The sequence below is a fragment of the Paenibacillus sp. IHBB 10380 genome, assembly GCF_000949425.1.
In the GTDB taxonomy this organism is placed as follows: domain Bacteria; phylum Bacillota; class Bacilli; order Paenibacillales; family Paenibacillaceae; genus Paenibacillus_AQ.
Genome location: NZ_CP010976.1, coordinates 4,759,441 through 4,778,001, shown reverse-complemented (window position 1 = coordinate 4,778,001; position 18,561 = coordinate 4,759,441). Strand labels below are relative to the sequence as shown.

The 18,561-nt window shown below is 40.5% G+C and carries 18 protein-coding genes and 2 pseudogenes; 13 read left to right on the top strand and 7 right to left on the bottom strand.

Annotation, left to right across the window (positions count from 1 at the left end; genetic code table 11):
- Positions 1-181 precede the first annotated feature (181 nt).
- From UB51_RS21660 to UB51_RS28585, 11 genes and pseudogenes are all read left to right on the top strand, one after another.
- Positions 182-856 carry a hypothetical protein gene (locus tag UB51_RS21660; protein ID WP_052676036.1) on the top strand — a complete coding sequence of 225 codons (675 nt, stop codon included), beginning with the start codon at positions 182-184 and terminating at the stop codon, positions 854-856.
- Between the two features lie 145 nt (positions 857-1,001).
- Positions 1,002-1,112: pseudogene (locus UB51_RS29135) on the top strand (sensor histidine kinase); the annotation flags it as partial.
- A 116-nt stretch (positions 1,113-1,228) separates the two neighbouring features.
- Positions 1,229-2,152, top strand: a complete 924-nt coding sequence (locus tag UB51_RS21655; protein ID WP_044879083.1) for an ABC transporter ATP-binding protein — start codon at positions 1,229-1,231, stop codon at positions 2,150-2,152.
- Positions 2,142-2,837, top strand: coding sequence for an ABC transporter permease (locus UB51_RS21650; protein ID WP_199924958.1), 696 nt, complete (start codon positions 2,142-2,144; stop codon positions 2,835-2,837). Before UB51_RS21655 ends, UB51_RS21650 begins: the two co-directional genes overlap by 11 nt.
- Before the next feature lie 159 nt (positions 2,838-2,996).
- Positions 2,997-3,243 (top strand): annotated as a pseudogene (locus tag UB51_RS27380) (AsnC family transcriptional regulator); the annotation flags it as partial.
- Positions 3,244-3,307: 64 nt separating this feature from the next.
- Entirely contained in the window at positions 3,308-3,478 is a 171-nt protein-coding gene (locus tag UB51_RS28375; protein ID WP_160297294.1) for a hypothetical protein, read from the top strand.
- Between the two features lie 194 nt (positions 3,479-3,672).
- The gene (locus UB51_RS21640; protein WP_082063220.1) at positions 3,673-4,269 is read left to right on the top strand and encodes a sensor domain-containing protein; all 597 of its coding nucleotides are present in this window, start codon (positions 3,673-3,675) and stop codon (positions 4,267-4,269) included.
- Positions 4,270-4,427: 158 nt separating this feature from the next.
- Positions 4,428-5,018 carry a YkoP family protein gene (locus UB51_RS21635; protein WP_144407053.1) on the top strand — a complete coding sequence of 197 codons (591 nt, stop codon included), beginning with the start codon at positions 4,428-4,430 and terminating at the stop codon, positions 5,016-5,018.
- A gap of 45 nt (positions 5,019-5,063) precedes the next feature.
- Positions 5,064-5,831 (top strand): polysaccharide deacetylase family protein, encoded by a 768-nt coding sequence (locus tag UB51_RS21630; RefSeq protein ID WP_044879080.1) that lies wholly within the window; start codon positions 5,064-5,066, stop codon positions 5,829-5,831.
- Positions 5,832-5,872: 41 nt separating this feature from the next.
- Complete coding sequence (locus UB51_RS21625) at positions 5,873-7,546, top strand: methyl-accepting chemotaxis protein (RefSeq protein WP_044879079.1); 1,674 nt, start codon at positions 5,873-5,875, stop codon at positions 7,544-7,546.
- 188 nt (positions 7,547-7,734) lie between these two features.
- Positions 7,735-8,040 carry a hypothetical protein gene (locus UB51_RS28585; protein WP_052676034.1) on the top strand — a complete coding sequence of 102 codons (306 nt, stop codon included), beginning with the start codon at positions 7,735-7,737 and terminating at the stop codon, positions 8,038-8,040.
- Positions 8,041-8,402: 362 nt separating this feature from the next.
- On the opposite strand, the gene UB51_RS21615 is transcribed toward UB51_RS28585, so the two are convergent.
- From UB51_RS21615 to UB51_RS21605, 3 genes are all read right to left on the bottom strand, one after another.
- Entirely contained in the window at positions 8,403-8,915 is a 513-nt protein-coding gene (locus tag UB51_RS21615) for a DUF1036 domain-containing protein (RefSeq protein WP_052676032.1), read from the bottom strand.
- A gap of 209 nt (positions 8,916-9,124) precedes the next feature.
- The gene (locus UB51_RS21610) at positions 9,125-9,952 is read right to left on the bottom strand and encodes a matrixin family metalloprotease (protein ID WP_044879078.1); all 828 of its coding nucleotides are present in this window, start codon (positions 9,950-9,952) and stop codon (positions 9,125-9,127) included.
- 187 nt (positions 9,953-10,139) lie between these two features.
- Positions 10,140-11,348: an MFS transporter gene (locus UB51_RS21605; protein ID WP_044879077.1), complete on the bottom strand. Its 1,209-nt coding sequence runs from the start codon at positions 11,346-11,348 to the stop codon at positions 10,140-10,142.
- 371 nt (positions 11,349-11,719) lie between these two features.
- On the opposite strand from UB51_RS21605, the gene UB51_RS21600 reads away from it, so the two are divergent.
- Positions 11,720-12,697, top strand: a complete 978-nt coding sequence (locus tag UB51_RS21600) for a ring-cleaving dioxygenase (RefSeq protein WP_044879076.1) — start codon at positions 11,720-11,722, stop codon at positions 12,695-12,697.
- A gap of 127 nt (positions 12,698-12,824) precedes the next feature.
- On the opposite strand, the gene UB51_RS21595 is transcribed toward UB51_RS21600, so the two are convergent.
- Positions 12,825-13,814, bottom strand: coding sequence for a DMT family transporter (locus UB51_RS21595; protein WP_082063219.1), 990 nt, complete (start codon positions 13,812-13,814; stop codon positions 12,825-12,827).
- A 161-nt stretch (positions 13,815-13,975) separates the two neighbouring features.
- Between UB51_RS21595 and UB51_RS21590 the strand changes: the two genes are divergently transcribed.
- On the top strand, positions 13,976-14,848 hold the full coding sequence (locus tag UB51_RS21590) for a LysR family transcriptional regulator (protein ID WP_044879075.1): 873 nt from the start codon (positions 13,976-13,978) through the stop codon (positions 14,846-14,848).
- A gap of 72 nt (positions 14,849-14,920) precedes the next feature.
- Here the strand turns inward: UB51_RS21590 and UB51_RS21585 are convergent, their stop codons facing one another.
- The 3 genes from UB51_RS21585 to UB51_RS21575 form a co-directional block, all read right to left on the bottom strand.
- The gene (locus UB51_RS21585) at positions 14,921-15,721 is read right to left on the bottom strand and encodes a metallophosphoesterase family protein (RefSeq protein ID WP_044879074.1); all 801 of its coding nucleotides are present in this window, start codon (positions 15,719-15,721) and stop codon (positions 14,921-14,923) included.
- A gap of 123 nt (positions 15,722-15,844) precedes the next feature.
- Positions 15,845-17,788 (bottom strand): ABC transporter permease, encoded by a 1,944-nt coding sequence (locus tag UB51_RS21580; RefSeq protein ID WP_044879073.1) that lies wholly within the window; start codon positions 17,786-17,788, stop codon positions 15,845-15,847.
- The gene (locus UB51_RS21575; protein ID WP_044879072.1) at positions 17,778-18,539 is read right to left on the bottom strand and encodes an ABC transporter ATP-binding protein; all 762 of its coding nucleotides are present in this window, start codon (positions 18,537-18,539) and stop codon (positions 17,778-17,780) included. The genes UB51_RS21580 and UB51_RS21575 overlap by 11 nt, the downstream gene beginning before the upstream one ends.
- Positions 18,540-18,561 lie beyond the last annotated feature (22 nt).

Genomic DNA, 18,561 nt, shown 5'->3' with positions numbered 1-18,561 from the left:
CGGTATAAATACATAGATTGATAGCGGTCAGCGCCGAGCGCAACGGGTTATCGAAGCCGTTTCTTATAAAAAAAGGAGGAAAATCCCCACAGAAACTCTACATAATCTCCATAGTAACTCCAGATCATGACATTACAATGAAGACGTTAAGAAAATACATTTACGAAGGAGATTAATAACTATGAAAAAGAAATTGGCTACTACTGCTTTAGGTGCTGTATTTGCTCTTACATCTTTTGGATCTGTATTCGCTGCTGAAGTACCAACACAAACTATTGGAAATGGACAACAGGTGGAACATGGAAAAGTGAGTAAACCAGACAACTTCGATGACGCAAACAAAGAAAAGGTAAAAGCGATTTTGGACCAATCACTAGCTGGTACACTAACGAAAGAGCAAGTGAAAACACAACTTCATGCTCTTGGTATCGATTTGGATATTGATTTCAGTGCGGCTCGTGGTATCAAGGTAGAACATGGAAAAGTGAGTAAACCAGACAACTTCAATGACGCAAACAAAGAAAAGGTAAAAGCGATTTTGGACCAATCACAAGCTGGTACACTAACGAAAGAGCAAGTGAAAACACAACTTCAAGCTCTTGGTATCGATTTGGATATTGATTTCAGTGCGGCTCCTGGTATCAAGGTAGAACATGGAAAAGTGAGTAAACCAGACAACTTCGATGACGCAAACAAAGAAAAGATAAAAGCGATTTTGGACCAATCACAAGCTGGTACACTAACGAAAGAGCAAGTGAAAACACAACTTCAAGCTCTTGGAATCGATTGGGAGTTTGATTTCAGTGGAGCTAAGGACATCAAGGTAAAAACAAACAAAGTGAGTAAAGCAGAATAAGAGTTAAGAAAGAATTCACTAAATAAAACCCGTGAGATTGCTATATTCAGCAACCTCACGGGTTTTATATTGTAGTCCGATAACTACCAAACAGCACATTTTACGCGAACAGAAATGGTTATGAGACGAATGCTTACCAATGTGTCTCACGATAACGAAAAGATTGGTAGAACAATTAGGTGGGGAAATACATCTTCATAGTAAACCTTTTGAAAAGACAATCTTTACCGTACAACTTCCACGAGCTACATATTGATTACTGAAGAAGTCTGAGGGCAACAGCGATCGTAAGATTTTCTTAAGAATTAAGAAATGAAAAAGAAAAGGTTATGCTCTAATCTATAGATACTAACAATTGAGGGAGCCAAATAAATGAGTATTATCATAAGAACGAGCCATTTAACTAAATCATTTCAAGGGAAAGAAGCCGTATCTGATGTAAGTATGAGCGTCAGCCAAGGACAGATTTACGGATTCCTGGGTCCGAACGGGTCAGGGAAGACAACGGTGATGAAGATGTTACTTAATCTGGTTAAGCCGACCTGTGGTGACATAGAAATCTTCGGAGAACCCCTAATACAATCGTCTATTGAGTATCTTAAGCGAATAGGTAGCATTATTGAGTATCCTATCTTTTATGACAAATTGACAGCACTCGAGAATCTAGAAATACACTGTGCATATATGGGTTTTTATAATAAAAAAGCTATCAAAGAAACACTGGAATTAGTACATTTAACTAACGTCGATCACAAATCTGTCCGAGACTTCTCTCTGGGTATGAAGCAACGGCTTGGTATTGCTAGAGCGATTATTACGAAACCAGAGCTATTGATTCTTGATGAACCCATCAATGGGTTGGACCCAAGTGGTATGAAAGATATGAGGAATATATTCAGTATGCTGAGTAAAGAGTATGGCATGACATTGTTAATTTCAAGTCACCTGCTGGGAGAGGTTGAACTGATTGCGGATACGATTGGCATCATTAAGAGCGGAAGGATGATCCAAGAGGTATCCATGGATACGATGAGAGGGCGGAATACGGACTATGTCGAGCTCAAGACTTCTGATTATAAGAAGGCAGCTTTAATTCTGGAGAGTAAGCTTCAACTCAGAAACTTCAAGGTGATGGATGAATCGGTTATTCGTATTTATGATACTACCATAGCCCAGTCGGACATTTCCAAAACATTGATCCTAAACGATGTGGCCATTGAATCAATTAATAAAAAGACGGCATCGTTAGAGGAATACTTCTTAACACAAATCGGGGGGATGGAGAATGTTGGTTAACTTGATGAAGCTTGAGATGAAGAAGAATAAATTTGGATGGTACTTTAAAGGGGCTGTTATTGCGAACCTGTTGATCGTTCTATTCATGTGCTTTATACCTTATGCGGACGGGCTAGAGGGTAGATCTACCTATTCAGGTCTAACTGAAGCACTGGGGTTAGTCGGAACATTCGTACGAGTGACGTTTGTTATTTTTGCATCCGTGCTCTTTGCTAAATTAATTATTGATGAATATAAGAATAATACGATATCCGTTCTGTTTACCTACCCGATTCAACGTAAAAAGATCATTCTCGCTAAGATCATTCTGATTACGGGGATGACATTCATCGTGATCGTAGTTTCAAATGTGTTTGTAGCAGGGTCTTTTGTCATTGTTAATGATTACTCCCACTTCGTTCAAAATGATCTAACTAGCAATTGGATCTCTCTAGAGTTCGTCAATATTATCGTTCAGGCTATAGCGGCCACGGGGATGAGTCTAATTTCTTTATATTTTGGAATGCGGAAGAAATCAGTCCCTACAACGATTGTGTCATCCCTATTGATTATTGGAGTGGTGAACTCTAACAATGGTGGTTTCACACTTAGTTCTATTATCGCGATTCCTCTTACACTAGGTCTGATAGGTGTATGCGTAGCCTATTTTACTTTTAGAAATATTGACAGAGTCGATATTGTATAAAGCAGATTAATAATGACGAGGAATAGTGCAGTCAAAAAAATAAAGGCTTTCCAAGCACAAGCCTCGAGGGCTTATCTAATCGCGATAAGGAAATAGCTACATCCGTACGCAATTGCAAAAGAAAAACCGAATAATTAATAATTCAGGTGGTTCACATCTATGAAAGAATCCTTAAAGTTAGATGAAATTGATCGGAAAATAATGGGTATGTTGTACATGAATGCCCGAATCTCAGTTTCTGAAATCGGTCGGGTCATTTCCATGACTCAACCGGGCATTTGTTCTGTTCAAGACGTCCAGATATTTGGAGTTTGTTCAGTTTTGTGAGTCAACGGAGGAAGTTTCAGAATTGTATCGGATAAGTGGAGAGTTTAATTATTTAATAAAAACGTTGAGCGAATCTATCTGTTGAAGGAGAATGGGTAACCTTGTCGTCTAAGTCTTGGAATGGAACGAAAGGAGGAGCACATATGGAAGGTTTGACGGAGGAGCAGCTAGTCAATGAGATCCGTCAAGGTCATTCAGAGGCTTACCGAATACTAGTGGATCGACAGGAAAGAAAGGTTTCCATTATCCAAATATCCAACTATATAGTTTATCGTAATAGTCTATTACGTAGGGTGAATAACAGGAATAACTAAATAACCGAGCAGGTAATCTTCTACATCCTTCCCAGAGCAGACGATAGGGTGTTTTTAGTGTGGAATAACCTTTAACTTGCAACGTTTATCGAGAAGATCTTGTCATATGACATTATGGTACTAGCCGATTTTACATCACAAGCCCTAGCATAAGCGTTGTACAGATTAAGGAGTTTCTAAGTAGAGAAGGAGAGATGGACATGAATCTAAGAATCCAAAAACACATGAGAAACTTCTGCTTTTTGCTGCTTACTTTTGCGACAGGGCTGTTTTACTTTTGTTTTTATTTTGTTGGCATCACATTGGGGGTCTCGATGGCTTTCACTTTAGTAGGGCTTCCGATCCTCTATTATGTTTTGCGTTCCACCAGTGTGTTTGTGCAGTACGAGCGGAGCCAAACCAAAGTCTACACAGATATCTCCATTGACCGGATTCCAAGCCGGACAAGAGCGGAAGAAGGCTTATGGGAGCGGGTTAAAGTTGACCTGTTGGATGCGAGTAATTGGAAAGTGATTTGCTGGCTGCTGCTGAAATTCGTTATCGGACTTGTCAGTATCATTTGTGCCGCTCTTTTCTACGTGGCGCCCCTTATCTTCCTGTTAGCGCCCATCTTGTATCGGTTAAATAATTTTACATTTTTCGGGATGGAAATCAGAACGTTAGGTGACTCACTCCTCATCATGCTTGCAGGTGCAGTACTTATATGGATCGGTTCTTATCTGGGTAATGGGCTGGTAAAGATGATCGGTGGCCATACGCGTCGTATGGTTGAAGGTTTAGCTGGCAAATAAAGAGATGACAGAAGAACACCACCCTGTATGACAATGCCTTTACCATACTGAAGTGGGTCAAGAGAAATGGAAAAACAGATGAGGTGGATCTTCATCGGCATTCGATATTGTAGTTCAACTTAAAATGAGAGTGGGAAGAGATTATGGTAGCGTCAATTATGAAAACATCTGTACAGTCCATCTGGATGATGTGGGAGAACGTGTTTGACTTCATAACTAGATTTCGAAGCGAGTCTGTGTGGAGATACGGCATATGTAAATTGGTGGTTAGGCAGCATCACGGAAAGAGTATTACCTGTCAAGATGGGCAACAAATACTTGCTGGAGATTGGGTTGGCGAACTTCATCTGGATAATCGGCAGGTGCTGCGGCTTGCACGTGAGTTTGGTGCAGATCGGGCCGGGTTGAGGACTACACGCATGTTTCGCGATGCAATGAAACAAATTAGCTGGGAGCTGGACAGCAATCCGGAACTGGTGAAAGTCCAAGCCTTAACCGGAATCACGCTGCTTCATCGGGGGATCATCCACGGAATAGGGTTTGAACTGCATCCCATCGAGTCCAAATGGCAACAACGATTTTTTGCGACGTATCTTCGTTTCCTACTTCGTGTGGTGCATCCGGAGGGGAAAGAACGAGTCCAACACAGCACCCAGAAATTATCTCCCATGATGTTGTTGATAAGCAAGCAGTCTCTGAAAGAACGTTTTACGCGACGGAAAAATGAATCTGAAACGATCACTTCTTGATAGTTACTAGGATCTGCAGGATTGAAGGAAGAAAGAGGCGGTTTCATGATACATATGTTAATTATTTTATCCATTGATGTAATGCTCCTCTATATGATAGTTCCCTTTATTGTTACCCGAATATGTGGGTGGGGCATTTTCTCCAAAGGAAAAAGGGCGAAAGGAATTGCTTTTACCTTCGATGATGGTCCTGATCCACGCTATACACCTGAAGTGCTGGACTTGTTACAAGATTATGGCATAAAGGCCACTTTCTTTGTATTGGGTAGCAAGGCTGAACAACACCCAGAGTTGATTCAGCGAATGTATCAGGAAGGGCACCAAATCGGTATCCATAACTATATTCACACTTCCAACTGGCTCTTGTCCCCATGGACGAATAGACGGGAGCAAGCTGATCGTACGGCTGATATTGTCGAGCGAATCACAGGTGAGTGGCCTCTATTTTACAGACCGCCATGGGGGCTTCTCAATATAGGCGATCTCTTCTTGATGAGAAAGTCCTATCGGATCGTATTGTGGTCTGTCATGGTGGGAGATTGGAAACCGTCGGTCAACCCGGAACATTTGAAGCGTACTTTGTTGAAAAAGATTAAACAGGGTTCTATCATCGTTCTGCACGACAGCGGAGATACACTTGGGGCAGATGAAGAAGCACCACGGCACATGATAACAGGACTGAAGGAAGTTTTGAAAGAGATTCATATGAAGGGATTTGAATGTCTGCGAACGGATGAGCTACTGGATAAGGAAGCTGGGGGTATTGGAGAAGTCGTATCCAGAGCCAAACGTTCAGGTCAGGTCCATTCGTAGGCTAGAACATATCTCATGAACAGATTGGAAGGAATTCATACATGAAAAAGAAAAAGACAGTTCGAACTATCGTTATGTCCGTTGCTGTAGTGTATATGGTGGTTATTTTTGCAGGTCTATTTAAATTTACATTTTCTAACTTTAGCGAAATTATCAGTAGTGAAGTTGAACAAAAGCTTAACTATAAGGTGGAGCTTACTTCCGTAAAACTAAACATGCTATTACTGAATAGCAGTGATAAGAAACAAGGACTGGAGAGTAAAGAATTCCATGAGGTATTGGAAAAAATGAAAAAAAGTGGGGATGAATATTATTTTATAGTAGATAAAGAAGGTCGATACGCTGCAAGTGAGAACCCTAAGTTCGTCTTAGGTAAAGCCATGATCGGAGATTCGGACACACAGATGCAAAAAGTGGGTCAAGTGATAGCGCAAACTTCGGGAACGAATAGCATGTGGGACTCGGAGAGCGTGTACGCTTTCACCATGATTGGTGATACAGGTTATAAGTTAGTGTTGGCCATGCCTTTAAAACAGGTTAATGATCCCATGATGGAAAATCTTTATTTAATTATAGGCGGTTTTATCATCGCGATGGTTATATTTATTGTCCTGCTCTTTATCATATTAACTCGGAGTGTTGTTCGACCGCTGCGCATGATAAACAAGCATGTTGCGGGACTCGTTGAACATGGGGGTGATTTGACGCAGAAGCTGGACATGAAGCGGAATGATGAAATTGGATTGTTAGCTTATTCAATTAATCAATTTCTGGACAACTTACGGGCGATTGTAGGTAATGTCACTATTGAAGCTAACCATTTGAATGAGAATGCCGGTATGCTGCAAATTGCAGCAGTGCAGACGAATGAATCATCGAAGCAGATAACAACGATTATCGCTGATATGGCTGATCGTTCGACACAGCAAGCGGAACATGTGCGGCAAGTACTCACGATGATGGAACGAACGGGGGAGATCTCCGAAGAAATCAAGCTGGAAACGGTAAAAACGGTTCATGATTCCCATCTTTTAATAGAAGCTGTACAAACTGGCCAGAGTGCGAATAGAGCATCTGTTGATAATTTAGAAGATATGGTTAGCTCAATCCAACGCTCAACAGAAACCATTGTAAAGCTGAACAGTCGATCCAACGAAATCGGTGAGATTATTACCGTGATTTCCGAATTAGCCAGTCAGACCAATTTACTCGCTCTTAATGCTGCTATTGAAGCGGCTCGCGCTGGAGAACAAGGGAAAGGTTTTGCTGTAGTTGCAGGAGAGATCCGTAAGCTTGCTGAAGGCTCAGGAAGAGCGGCAGAGCAGATTACGGAGCTTATTCGCAGGATTCAAGTGGAAACGAATGCAGCTGTTAAGACAATGGAAGCGAGTCAGCGAGTGGTCATCGTACAGAACGATTTAGTGATACAGGGCCAAGAATCACTTGAAATGATCGTTCATAAGGTTGACCTAACGGCCGAAAGCACGCTACGAATTCAGCACATATTCGGCGAACTGTCGACAATGTCACATCAATCATTGGAAGCTCTGATGCAATCTTCGAAGCTCATTGATGAGTCGGCATCAGCATCACAGGAAGTGGCAGCTTCCACGGAACAACAACTCGCGACAGTCGAAGAAATGACAACCAAACTGAGAGAGTTGAGTGAATTATCTGTATTATTGAAGCGTGAAGTTGGGATCTTTACGATTTAAAGAAGCCTGCCGATCCAAGATCAATGGACGCGTGCCCTCCGTGGTTAAAGGGATTCAAGAGACAGGAGGGGATCATTTGACTGAGGTACAGTTGGGTTCCTCCTTCCTTTATTTCGTTTGATTTTTTCGGCTATAATTAATATTAATCAATGCAGAAACATCCGAATACATTTAGGGGATGAAGCATAATGGCTAAATCGATAGCAGAAAAGCTGAATTTACAAAAGTACGATCAAGTAGCAATATTGGATGAACCTGAAGGAACGGATTATTTCGTGGAGTTGACAGGCTATGATACTACGATCAAGGATCGTGCGTATGATCTCATATTTGCCTTTGTGTTAGATATGGAGTCTTTAAAGAAGCTGGTTGATCGTGTGATTGAACATCAGCATCTCAATAAAAATGGCTATCTCTTTGCGGCGTATCCTAAAAAGGGAAACAAAGTCTCTACCCCACATTTATTCATCGTGATGACTTATTTGCGGGTATAGGCAGCGATGAGAATGGTTATATCGGGACAAGTAATATTAAATTCGCACGTATGGTAGGACTGGATGATGTCTTTACAGTTGTTGGGCTAAAAGAGGACGCTAGGAGTAAAGGTCAGACTTCTTCACAATCAAGTCAACGTGTAGATGATTATATCTCCTTAATTCCAAATGTGGAAAAGGATTTGGAGGATACACCAGAGCTGCTTACTTACGAAATGGTTAATTATAACGAATCGAGGACATGAAATTATGTGGCAGCCCGGAACAATGAACACAATGTTCTAGACTGCCACGTTTTATTGAATTATCGATTCCGTTAGCACAAATGATCTAGCATTTATTCAAAATGATACATTATTTTTTTATTTCCGTTTTCCAGGCAATATTATACGGTTAACCAATATAGGTTTTCCCTTTTCTAGGTTGCTTGGCATTACCTTAGGGGTTCTACGCAATACAGGTTTTCCTTTTATTGATTTTGTAGGCAATGCTGTGTGGATATTACCCGATTTAGCTACGCCTTGGCTACTACTCGTTGTAAGGTTGATTGTGAAGTTCGCGTAGATCACACTGATATCAATTCTGCTAAACCCTAGATTTCTACAGGTAGTGCAGCCCGTGTTCCAGCACCATTGGAAAGCCTGATTAGGGAGTTGGGTGAAGTACGAACCCGACCATTGGCGTCTGAACGCATCCTCAGCGTAGTAAAAGAACGTACGTCCCCCGACGTACCCGTTCCAAACCAGTCTAGTCTGCCCAGGGTCCACACGGTACCAGCCAATCTTTGTATAGGTGACAGGTCTACAGCTTGAATCCTGGTAGGCATAGGCAACATATACGGATGCATTGGTACTGTTACGGAAATAAAGACTCATTGTCGTCACTCCTTTTTTAATATGTTGGTCTTACGGTGTATAGTATGGAAACTTCTAAAAAATGAAACGGACAATCGTTGTTTATCAAAAAATATTATTATATTTACAACGTTAAAATACTTAAAGTAGTTAGAACACTAGCAGCACTGTTTAGGAGATATGCTCAGCTCTGGTTCTCATCAAAGTTATCTTGCACTTCTATAGCAACATCAAGCAGAGGGGTAACGGCTCTTCTTAATTACTTTTTTACCTTTCGGTATTATAAGCGAAGGACTAGGTCTTCTATAGAGTGCCGCTTTGCCTTTTAGACCCGTTGGATGTAGAGACTTTCTCGCACTCGCTGGGCAAAGTTGGAGTCGGCTACTTCTCCTAGCAGTTGTGCATTGACTGTCTGTTAGTTGAAGGGCTGAAGGGAATACAATTGGATTCATTAAGTTGTTTATATCGTTCACATGCCCCAGGCCTAACACATGTCCTATTTCATGAGCGAGAGTTTGCGCCGGTGCACCGTTCGTAACAACAACTGCTACACCAGTAGGTGTTATAAACGGCGCACACCCAATAACACCACCAATTAACGGTCCTTTTACATAATAAATAGCGATATCACGTGAGAAACTACCTGGTCGAAATGCTAGCCATGCTCTAAAATACGGATGAAGATTTTGATAAGTAGTACCACAAGGGAAAACCCCCGGATTAACTAAAGGTCCATTGAGGCGATTAAATATCGGTAATCCGCTAGCATCTCGAAAACGAAACCTGAAATTAATTCCACAACGACGATAGAGATTAATCAACGTTCTCCAATGTGTATTAAACTCTGCTTGGGTTAACGTTGACTCTGGGCCAACATAAACAGACAACACCAAGCAAGGAAGAAGTTGTGCAGATCCACCCTTTTTCTGCTTTCCTTTTTTTACAACTGCCTTTTTTTTCGGACTGCCTACACCACAGCGACAGTTATTGCTCAGTACACCCTGTTTCTGCAAATGACTAAGTTTTCCATGACGTAACCTGGTAGATTTGTCTATCATCTCGTTATATCTCACCTTTCATTAGTAGGATGAGATAATATATTCTTAGTTATCGAATAGTGCCTGTACTGCCTTGAGGAAGGGCGTCAATAACAATCAGATCAGGCGACAAGGTGAATACCGTAAGAGGCGCCATTTTTTTCTTGTTGAAAGAAATGGCGCCTCTTCTTTGAAACCATATTAAAAATCAAAGTTCGGGCTTGTGTTTGAGGTTGGCCTCATCTTTGTTTTCTAGAGTACGAGCCCAACCGGTCAAGATGACGGCTACCAGAATCATCAATGAGCCTACCCACGCTGTATGAATAAGTCCCAAAGAGTCAGTTACTAAACCACCCAAGTAGGCCCCAATGGCAATGCCTGCGTTAAATGCGGCAATATTAACAGCAGAAGCTACATCTACTGATTTCGGTGCATAACGTTCAGCTAACATAACCACATATACTTGTAATCCAGGTACGTTCATAAAAGCTAACAATCCCATAAAGAAAATCGTAGTCAAACCGGCGGCTTTATATGGGATGGTGAACGTCAAGACGAGGAGTACGATGGCTTGTAAAATAAACATATAGAACAAGGCCGAAATAGGTTTGCGGTTCGCAGCTTTTCCCCCAATCACATTACCAATGGCAATGGCAATTCCGTATATAAGGAGAATTAGGGCTACCGTAGTTTCCTTAAATCCAGTTACGTCGTGAAGTAACGGGGATAAATAAGTGAAGACGACGAATGTACCTCCGTATCCTATGGCAGTAATGGAGAAAGCAAGCAGCAGACGTCCATTAGTAACAAGCTTAAGTTGGTCGCGAAGCGGTGTTTTGATTCCTTTACGCAGATCGGACGGAATTAGAAGCATATTGGCTATGAGGGCTAAGATTCCGATGATAACAATCCCGATAAACGCAGCCCGCCAACCCCATTGTTGCCCAATCAAGGTACCCAGTGGAACTCCTGTGACGGTGGCCACCGTAAGTCCAGAGAACATAATAGCTATGGCGCTAGCTCTACGGTTTGCGGGTACGAGGTCGGCAGCGATCGTGGAGCCAATCGACATAAATACACCGTGCGAAAAGGCGGAGATGACGCGAGCTACCAATAGAACGACAATGCCGTTCGAAGTTGCTGCTAGACCATTCCCCACTATAAAAACGATCATAATCCAGAACAATAATGTTTTGCGCGGAATGGTAGAGGCTAAGGACGTTAATATAGGGGCTCCAAAGGTTACCCCTAAAGCATATAAAGTAACGGTTAATGCGGAAGTGGTGATAGATATATTGAAGTCTTCAGCGATGAGGGGAAGCAATCCCACACTGATGAACTCTGTTGTCCCAATCGCAAAAGCGCTGATTGCTAACGCAAGGAGCGCAAACGTACTTCTCTTTTTATCCAATGACATGGTTTGACTCCTCTTATATGGTATTACCGGCCGGCAAATGCTATTATGATTTATTTGGGCATAAATGAATAGTACGTACTTTTAAGTAATATAGGCACAAAAAAGTTCCTATAAATAGGGTTCAGGGATGAAGGATATACTATGGATGAATATTTCCATGATGAAAAATTGTCAAAGTATCCGAGCTGATTATTCATGCTAAGATTTGTTGACAGCAAATAATAAACATGATATATTTATCTTTAATTAAAGATTCTTTAATAAAAAACAATTTAACTGTATTACATTATGATTGCCAATCGACGCCAATTAGATGGATTTGTAACAATAAATTATCTTTCTTTATGAAGATGAATTGGAGGAGTATATTAATGAATGGATTAAAAGGAATACATCATGTAACGGCTATTACAAGCAGCGCAGAACGAAACTATGAGTTTTTCACTTATATCTTAGGGATGCGTTTAGTGAAGAAAACGGTTAACCAAGACGATATTCAAACATACCATTTATTTTTTGCAGATGATGAAGGTAACCCAGGTACAGATATGACGTTCTTCGATTTCCCGGGTATTCCAAAAGGCATACATGGTACTAATGAGATATCCAAAACGTCTTTCCGAGTACCAAGTGATGCAGCATTAGATTATTGGGAACGACGGTTTAATCGTCTAGAAGTACAACATGATGGCATAAAAGAGATGTTTGGTAAAAAAGTTCTTTCTTTTGTTGACTTTGATGACGAGCAATATCAGTTGATTTCAGATGAAAAAAATAAGGGTGTAGCCTCGGGTACACCATGGTCAAAAGGACCGATTCCTTTAGAATATGCCATAACTGGATTAGGGCCAATCTTTATTCGTGTCGCTAATATTGATTTATTTAAAGAGATTATGGAAAAGGTTATGTTATTTAAAGAAATCGAAAAGCAAGGATCATTCTACTTATTTGAGGTTGGCGAAGGCGGAAATGGAGCGCAAGTCATCGTTGAACATAATGTTACTCTTCCTCAAGGCCAGCAAGGTTTCGGTACCGTTCATCATGTGGCCTTTCGTGTTGAGGATCGTAGCGTATTAGAGGAATGGATTAAGCGTCTAGAAAGTTTTGGGATTCCATCATCGGGATACGTAAATCGCCACTTTTTCGAGTCATTGTATGCTCGAGTTGCCCCGCATATCCTATTCGAGTTTGCAACAGATGGTCCGGGATTTATGGGAGATGAACCTCATGAAACGCTTGGAGAAAAATTATCCCTACCTCCATTCTTAGAACCGAAACGTGAACAAATCGAAAAGTTAGTTCGCCCAATCGATACCGTGCGCAGTACACAACAATTTATTAAAGAATAAATGAGAGGGGAAAGGCATACAGGTATCATAAAAGCAGCAAATTCCACTTGTGGATTTGCTGCTTTATTTAAGGTTCGAAAGGGATTCGGAGGATTCACTCCATTGGTAGGAGTGGCTTTGTGCTTACTTATGGAGCAACATTAATGATTTCACCTTTAGGATCATGTGCCGTTGTATACACTCTGCGGTCTTTGTTGCGTTCGGATTTTCTCTGGTACGCATTGTTACGTATTAGTGCAAAGATAATGAGTAGCGTCCCGAAAAATTCATACATGCTAATCTCGTAGCCTTGGAAAGCCATAATAACGAATGTAGTAATGGGAACAAAATTGATAAATAATAAACCGTTAAGCGGTGACAACAATTTAAGTCCTAGATTCCAGCTTAGCAAGGCTGCTAGCCCTGGCAGCAAGATCATAAAGGCCATTTCATATTTAATTGATAATATCGTGTGCCAGGTAGGAACGGGAAGCACACCAAAAACGGAGGCAAGCGTAACGATTACAAAAGATACTGCACTTCCTAGCAAGCAGGTTAAAGTGGAGTAGCGTAGTATCGACCAATCCTTAAATTGACTTCCCCCCATTGAATATATCACCCATCCTACAACGCCCATAAAAATCAGCAATAAAGGAAAAAGATGTTGTCCAGCCATCATGAAAAAATCTAAATTGCCGTTAGTGATAACAAGTAAAGCACCAACAAGCGCGATAGCTACACTCGTGAGCATGTATTTTTTCGGCGCTGCTTTCGTAGTGATCCATAAGACCATAATGGATATCATCGGCATGAGTACTTCCATAATCGAGGCAGCGACTGTACCTGACTCCCCCATGAGATCCTGTCCTAGGAAGACGGACATATTATAGATTGTAAAGGCCACTGTTCCAAAAAATAACAGCACTTTGCCTCTTCCCTCTAATCGAAACGATGATCTTCCCTCTTTAATGAAAAGTAACACGCTGAGGATGATTGCAACGATGAAATAACGAATAAACGAAAAATAGAATGGATCAATGTGCTGTAATGCCATGTGTGCAACGGGAAACATGGCTCCCCACGACATACTTGCGATGAGGCATAACAAGGACCCTATGACGATTTGTTTCTTTAGCATGTATTGTCTCTCCCTAGCATGTATCTGTCGATGTATTGTGTATAACCAATGATAGGGGCGTGAAAGGCGATAGTAAAATGATTGTAAATAAAGTTTATCATCATTTATAATGATACTTAGATGATAGTGTATACGAATTGGAGAGCAGAGGAGGGGTTGCATTGGAGTTTAATGATTTGAAAATTTTTCAGACCGTTGCTACACATGGAAGTGTCAGCAAAGCAGCATTGGAGCTGAACTATGTTCAATCCAATGTAACAGCAAGAATTAAGCTGCTTGAGAAGGAGCTTCGAACGCCATTATTTTATCGGCACAAGCGAGGGATGATCTTAAACACAGAAGGAAAGCGGTTATTGGATCATTCGAGAGAGATCTTGTCCAAAATGGAGGAAATAAAGCGTGCATTTCAAGATAAATCGAACCCCTCGGGTATCCTCAAAATTGGTATCGTAGAGACCGTGATTGCTCTTCCAGATATTTTATCCTCATATCACAGCAAATACCCGAATGTTGAATTATCATTAGAATCCGGAGTAACCGATCTTTTGCTGCAAGAGGTCATCGATATGAAGCTAGATGGAGCGTTTGTTACAGGACCCATCAGGCATCCACTAATCGAACAGGTAGAGGTTATTCAAGAAAAGCTTGTACTCGTTACCAAAGTGAATACCTTTTCTATAGAGGATATAACCACAAGGCCTCTATTGCTATACAATAAAGGTTGCGGTTATCGCGGAAGACTGGAAAGCTGGATGAAGGTGGAGGGCATTATCCCTAAACAGATCATGGAGTTTGGAACGTTTGGGACGATTATAGGCAGTGTTGCCGCAGGTATCGGAATAACGATTATTCCGGAGTCAGCAGTTACCGATTTGGTTGCCAATGACACCGTGTATTGCCATGATCTACCTGAACCTTATCGTGAAATCACGACTATTTTTATACGGCGTAAAGATTCGTATTTAACAAGCACACTACAGTGTTTCATCGATGAGATTGTTGCTCGAACTGAGCTAGAACAGGTGCAGATGTAAATATATAGCCAAAAAGCTCCAGTACCTATTGGTATGGGGCTTTTGGCTGTTCAGATAAGGGTAATCTCTCTTCTAGGCTTTGACTGTCTTGACTGCGAGATTGACTTGATTATTATTGATTGTCAGTGTTGCATCATAATAACCCCGACCACAACCAGAGGAGGTACATTTACATTTGTATGCACCTGAGCATCCACACACATAGAATTTTGTCCTTGTGAATCCTGGATAAATATTATTTAGGTTTTCATAAAATGTATGGGCATGGTGAGTGAAAATACCCACGACGTTGTTTCGCACATTAGCAGGAATGGCCTTGAAGAAATTAGCTGTTTCCTGTGAACTTAGAACATGGGTGGGATCTACGGTAATGCCTTTAACCTTCAAAGGCCAATGAAAATCGATAATGTAGTAATAATTAGGGCTCAACGATTTGAGCAGACTTATACTTGCAGTGCTGAATTTACCAGGTGCATTATCTAGCCAGACATATTTCACTTTACCCTTCGTTTCTGGGAAATTCATTTGTCCTTGAACTGGACCTAAATATTTGGTGAATAAGACTCTCGTGTTATCTTCCCAATTTCCTATAGATGCCTTATAGGGTATCTTCTTTGATCCCAAATTTCGTGTGACGGTATTTTTGAATGCTTTGTAATCCGCATCGGCTGCTGCTCCTACGGACCCGTGCTTATTGTCGCCTCCAAAGATAACAAACTTTTTGTTGCCCGATGCGACTGCTTTGGGTAGCAAGCCTCTGAATATATTTAGGCTATTCCCATAACCAATATGACTATCACCGATAACTGCAAAGTTGGCTATCTGAGTAGCAGATTTGCGTATCGTTATGGTTGTTTTCCTCTTTAATTTCAATAGGGGTCACCCTTTCTATCCTTTTTAATTCAAAATGACGAAAGAGAGTGAATTGGTTATGCAACTACAAGCACAAATCTCCAGTACCTTTAGGTCTGGAGTTTGTGCTTCTTACCTATTAAATTAAAGTGCTTCTTTAATCACCTTTTTGTAATAAAAGACGGATAGGATTCCGAAGATCGAGTACAGTCCCGTGTATAGTAACATAACTATAATCATCGGTGTCCACAGTTCTGTTCCGAAGAAGAACCATCCGGATTGGACTGCAAAGTAGCTATGGCATAACCCAACGATTAATGGGATTCCGAAATTAAAGAGTTGTTTCATTTGAATGCCTTTTAGTAAATCTCCTTGTGTGAAACCTAGCTTTCTTAGAATGGTATAATTGGACTTCTCATCTTCACTTTCATCCATTTGTTTAAAGTAAAGAATACATCCAGATGTAATCAGAAAGGTTAGCCCTAGGAAACCAACGATAAACATGATGAGTCCCATATTTTGTTTCTGATAGTTGCTCATCTCAAGCTGAGAGTCATAGGAAAGATTACTAGTGAACCCTAGTTCTTGATAAAGTTCGTTGGCCTCTTTAACATGACTCTTATCCTTGATATCAATTCCGATATATTGGGTAGAGTCTTTTTGAATGGTTGGGTTGATATCCTTCTTCAATCGCTCGAACACCGTTTCGTCCACAATAGCAAGAGGCAAGCCACCGTTCGTGAAATACCCAGAAATGAGGGAAGTCATGTTGACACCTTTATATTGTTGCGCAATGACTTCATGTTGACCCTTCAATTCAATAGCTCCCGAGTCCTTCATAGATATGACTTTCTGCATTACGCCTTCAGAATCTGTAAAAAGGGTCTCATCGGCGGACAGTTGGATATCTGCAACGGCTTGTTCACTAATCACTGCCATTTTCATGGCACGTGGATCAAAAAAAAGGCCATCCGTATTTATATCCACTATGTTCTCTACATTGACATTTACTTGAATGACATCAATCGTTTTATCGGTATACAAAATATTGTTCGCAGTTAATGCTTCTTTAAACTTGTTTGCATCTTGGATATCGGTAATAGAGAAATCGGCTGCAACATACTCTTCTGCTGATTTTTCTGCTGAATAATATGAAATATAACTTAAGGACAATAAGCCAATCGCAAGTGCAGATACGGTCGTAATAATGGTTAATAATATGGCATTCGATTTCATTCGAAACATAATGGATGACAGCGACAGTACTTCATTAATATTTAAGTAGCCGTTTTTCCTTTTTCGAATGATATTAAATATGAAACGGACAGATCCTTTATAGAATAGATACGTCCCGATGATGACAGACCCTAAAGTAATGATCATCGCAGCAAATAGTTCAACCAGGGTTGATTTTCCACTAAACAATATCGATGAAACATAATAACCTAGTACGATCAAAGCTATACCAATCATGCCGATGATCATTTCAAGGAAGGACACTTTTTTTACTTTGCCTTCGGTCACGGAAGTCACTCTAAACAAGGATAGAATACTCTGTCTCTTGATAAACAAATAATTCATCAACATGATAAAGAGATAGATCACGAAGAATACAATCAGTGTCTGGATGAGTGCTTCATAAGAAAAGTGCAGTGAAGCGACACCATCGACACCGAGCGTTTTAAATAGAATCATGATGATTAATTTGGAGACGGAGAATCCTACAAAGATTCCTAGCAATAATGATCCGAAATATAGGATAAAGTTCTCAACCGTCAGGATACGGAATATTCTGTTCTTGGTCATCCCTATTAATTGAAATAAGCCAATTTCTTTACTGCGTCTTTTGATAAAAATGTTATTTGCATATAAAAGAAAAATAGAAACGATAGCCACAAGTAAGACAGATGCTGCTTTAATCGCAGCGCCTCCTTTAATAGACCCTTTTGTCGCATCCATGGAGGGATCATACTGCAACGTGACAAATGCGAAGTAAAGGGCAGCACTGAAGATTAATGCAAAAACATAAAGATAATAATTTTTTAAATTCTTCCTCAGATTGCGAAAGATGAGTTGATTAATACTCATTCTGCACCCCACCTAATACACCTTGGGTTTTCATGATGTCTTTAAAGAAAGTCTGCCTTGTTTCTTCTCCTTTATTTAATTGTGTATAGATTTGTCCATCCTTGATGAAGATGACTCTACTGCAATAACTAGCAGCTACAGGATCGTGAGTTACCATAATAATAGTTGCTTTTCGATTTCGATTGAGTTCGCTCATTTTGTTTAATAAATCAGAAGCAGATTTAGAGTCAAGTGCACCCGTCGGTTCGTCAGCGAAAATAATGCTCGGGTTATGAATAAAGGCACGTGCGGCAGAGGTGCGCTGTTTTTGACCCCCGGAGATTTCATTGGGATACTTGTTTTTCAGATCAATAATCCCCAGTTCGGTGGCAACGGCATGGAATCTCAGATTCGCTTCTTTTTTTGACGTCTTTGTAATCGATAACGGTAAAAGGATATTTTCCTTAACTGTTAGTGTATCTAATAAGTTGTATTCTTGAAAAATAAAACCTAAATGATTCTTTCGAAATTCAGCTAACTGCTTTTCCTTCATGCTCGAAATTTCTGTTCCTTCGATTTTAATAGTTCCGTTGCTAATCTTATCAATCGACGAGAGAACATTGAGCAATGTCGTTTTTCCTGAGCCTGATGCCCCCATGATACTTACGAATTCCCCTTGTTCAATGCTAATATCCAGACCACTTAATACGGATTGCTTATTTAATTTGTTACCATAGCTTTTATGGATTTTATTAGCTTCTAGAATAACCATATCGACACACTCCCTTTTCTCA

What these genes read in the sequence shown, in the direction of transcription:
- UB51_RS21635 (WP_144407053.1), top strand. Translation starts at nt 4,428, where the DNA reads ATGAAAACATCTGTACAGTCCATCTGGATGATGTGGGAGAACGTGTTT.
- UB51_RS21615 (WP_052676032.1), bottom strand. Translation starts at nt 8,915, where the DNA reads ATGAGTCTTTATTTCCGTAACAGTACCAATGCATCCGTATATGTTGCC.
- UB51_RS21650 (WP_199924958.1), top strand. Translation starts at nt 2,142, where the DNA reads ATGTTGGTTAACTTGATGAAGCTTGAGATGAAGAAGAATAAATTTGGA.
- UB51_RS21660 (WP_052676036.1), top strand. Translation starts at nt 182, where the DNA reads ATGAAAAAGAAATTGGCTACTACTGCTTTAGGTGCTGTATTTGCTCTT.
- UB51_RS21630 (WP_044879080.1), top strand. Translation starts at nt 5,064, where the DNA reads ATGATACATATGTTAATTATTTTATCCATTGATGTAATGCTCCTCTAT.
- UB51_RS21580 (WP_044879073.1), bottom strand. Translation starts at nt 17,788, where the DNA reads ATGAGTATTAATCAACTCATCTTTCGCAATCTGAGGAAGAATTTAAAA.
- UB51_RS28375 (WP_160297294.1), top strand. Translation starts at nt 3,308, where the DNA reads ATGGAAGGTTTGACGGAGGAGCAGCTAGTCAATGAGATCCGTCAAGGT.
- UB51_RS21605 (WP_044879077.1), bottom strand. Translation starts at nt 11,348, where the DNA reads ATGTCATTGGATAAAAAGAGAAGTACGTTTGCGCTCCTTGCGTTAGCA.
- UB51_RS21640 (WP_082063220.1), top strand. Translation starts at nt 3,673, where the DNA reads ATGGACATGAATCTAAGAATCCAAAAACACATGAGAAACTTCTGCTTT.
- UB51_RS21625 (WP_044879079.1), top strand. Translation starts at nt 5,873, where the DNA reads ATGAAAAAGAAAAAGACAGTTCGAACTATCGTTATGTCCGTTGCTGTA.
- UB51_RS21595 (WP_082063219.1), bottom strand. Translation starts at nt 13,814, where the DNA reads ATGCTAAAGAAACAAATCGTCATAGGGTCCTTGTTATGCCTCATCGCA.
- UB51_RS21600 (WP_044879076.1), top strand. Translation starts at nt 11,720, where the DNA reads ATGAATGGATTAAAAGGAATACATCATGTAACGGCTATTACAAGCAGC.
- UB51_RS21655 (WP_044879083.1), top strand. Translation starts at nt 1,229, where the DNA reads ATGAGTATTATCATAAGAACGAGCCATTTAACTAAATCATTTCAAGGG.
- UB51_RS21610 (WP_044879078.1), bottom strand. Translation starts at nt 9,952, where the DNA reads ATGATAGACAAATCTACCAGGTTACGTCATGGAAAACTTAGTCATTTG.
- UB51_RS21575 (WP_044879072.1), bottom strand. Translation starts at nt 18,539, where the DNA reads ATGGTTATTCTAGAAGCTAATAAAATCCATAAAAGCTATGGTAACAAA.
- UB51_RS28585 (WP_052676034.1), top strand. Translation starts at nt 7,735, where the DNA reads ATGGCTAAATCGATAGCAGAAAAGCTGAATTTACAAAAGTACGATCAA.